The following is a 1,847-nucleotide window of genomic DNA, read 5'->3' as shown; positions in this document are numbered from 1 at the left end:
ACACAGCGGCCGTTCTCTCGTGCTTCGTGACTCGACATCTCGAAGCGTGGAGAACGGCCGCCCCTTCTGTCCCGGGAAGAACCGCAGATCAGCAGGTCGGGTGACCTGCGAGGTTAAACGTCAAGCTGAGCGGACGATTCCCTTGTTCGAGCTTGCGCGTGGAGATGCCCGATCTCCAGGAGTGTGCGCGAACTTGCACGACCGTACAGCTGCTGCGGCACCGCTAGAAGGGCGTCTCCGGGGCATGACGAAAGCGCCCCGCCCTCCCGGAAGGGAGAACGGGGCGCTTTCATGCGGGCAGGTCAGCACATCTTGTAGGAGACCTTGGTCGAGTTGTACGAGCAGGTGTCCTGCACCGTGCCCGATGACCGCTTCAGCGTGGCCTTGTCCTTGTCGTTGTTCCAGACGTACGCGCCGCGCTGCTGGTAGCGGTTGCTGGTGGTGTTGGTCCCCTTGCCTGTGTGGATCTTCACGGACTTCCCGGCGCCGAGGGTGTAGGTGCCGAAGGTGTACTTGTGGCTGCTGGCGTCGGTGAGGGTCCAGCCCTTCAGGCTGACGCCCTTCGACGTCGAGTTCTTTATCAGCACCCATTCGGCATTCAGGCTGCTGTTGGAGCGGTTGTCCGACCCCGGCGAGTTGTAATAGATCTCCGTCAGGTGGACGGATCCGGCGGCCTGGGCGGGTGCGGCAGTGGCCAGCCCCGTGAAAGCTGCTGCTGCGGCGAGCAGGGTTGCGGTGATGCGGTGGCGCATGGTGCGGGTGTCCCCCCTGGAGCGGCGTAGCTGAGATGGCTACGCGAGGTGGACCACGATAGGTGGCATGGGGGCGGATGTGGTGCCTTGTTACGAAACCGGGATGATCATGTGTGTTCGGCTGGGTACCACATCGGGTGCATTTTGGTCACATGTCGGCCACATGCTCTCCTCATCGAGGGCTTGAGCTGCCACGATGGCCCCCCAACAGCACCATCTTGAGAAGAGAACTGCACGTGATCGAGGTCCAGGGCAAGGGCGGACAGATTCAGTTCGACGGCCAGTACGTGACTATCACCCGCAAGGGTTTCCTCGCCCGGTCCATCGTCGGTAAGGGTGAGAAGCGTCTGCACATCAGCCAGATCGCCAGCGTCCAGTGGAAACCTGCCGGAGCTATCGTCGAGGGCTTCATCCAATTCGGAATCCCCGGAGGCGTCGAAAGACGGTCCAAGGCCGGTAACCAAACCCAACAGGCCAGGGGGGACGAGAACTCAGTGCTGTTCACGAAGAAGCAGATGCCAGCGTTCGAGGAACTCCGCAAGGTCCTCGACGCCGCTATAGCCCAGCACCACGCACCGCAGCTGCCCACTGGGGTGCAGTCCCCGTCCACCGCCGACGAGCTGACCAAACTCGCTCAGTTGGTACAGCAGGGCCTCCTCACCCAGGCCGAGTTCGTGCAGCAGAAGGCACGCCTCCTCGGCCTCCAGTAGTACCCCGGACGCACGAAAGCGCCCCGCTCCTCCACGAGGGAGAAGCGGGGCGTTTCGTCGTGGTACTCGGGAGTGGCGGGAGGCTCGACCGGCACCATCTCGGGATGGTCAGGGGACGGCGGAGAGGTAGGGGGCCAGCATGGAGGGGATGGCCGGAACCAGAATGCCCGCCGCCCGGAGCAGGGCCTCCAGGTCTGTGATGTGGCGGACGGCCACGGAGAGGGCTCGCTCCTGGGTACGGATAGTGCCGTCCTGCGCCGTAAGCATTCAGAAGGAATGTGGTTGGCCGGTGACGGTGTGTGAGGTGTGCTGGTCAGGCGGCTTGCTCGATGGGGGGCATCCAGAGGTTGCCGGTGAAGGCGCGGTGGATGGCCTCGAAGGCACT

The 1,847-nt window shown here is 63.6% G+C and carries 3 protein-coding genes; 1 reads left to right on the top strand and 2 read right to left on the bottom strand.

Annotated elements, in window-relative coordinates:
* Positions 1-302 precede the first annotated feature (302 nt).
* The gene (locus FCI23_RS55430) at positions 303-752 is read right to left on the bottom strand and encodes a lamin tail domain-containing protein (RefSeq protein ID WP_136731726.1); all 450 of its coding nucleotides are present in this window, start codon (positions 750-752) and stop codon (positions 303-305) included.
* Between the two features lie 218 nt (positions 753-970).
* Here FCI23_RS55430 and FCI23_RS55425 point away from each other — a divergent pair, with 218 nt between their 5' ends.
* On the top strand, positions 971-1,462 hold the full coding sequence (locus FCI23_RS55425) for a DUF4429 domain-containing protein (RefSeq protein ID WP_246144947.1): 492 nt from the start codon (positions 971-973) through the stop codon (positions 1,460-1,462).
* A 108-nt stretch (positions 1,463-1,570) separates the two neighbouring features.
* On the opposite strand, the gene FCI23_RS58035 is transcribed toward FCI23_RS55425, so the two are convergent.
* Positions 1,571-1,729 (bottom strand): hypothetical protein, encoded by a 159-nt coding sequence (locus tag FCI23_RS58035; protein WP_169317495.1) that lies wholly within the window; start codon positions 1,727-1,729, stop codon positions 1,571-1,573.
* Positions 1,730-1,847: the final 118 nt, after the last annotated feature.

Source organism: Actinacidiphila oryziradicis (assembly GCF_005047355.1).
In the GTDB taxonomy this organism is placed as follows: Bacteria; Actinomycetota; Actinomycetes; order Streptomycetales; family Streptomycetaceae; genus Actinacidiphila; species Actinacidiphila oryziradicis.
The sequence above is the reverse complement of the archived record's forward strand: the minus strand, read 5'-3'. Positions and strand labels throughout refer to the sequence as shown.

Coding starts and splice junctions, on each gene's coding strand:
- FCI23_RS58035 (WP_169317495.1), bottom strand. CDS start 1,729: ATGCTTACGGCGCAGGACGGCACTATCCGTACCCAGGAGCGAGCCCTC.
- FCI23_RS55430 (WP_136731726.1), bottom strand. CDS start 752: ATGCGCCACCGCATCACCGCAACCCTGCTCGCCGCAGCAGCAGCTTTC.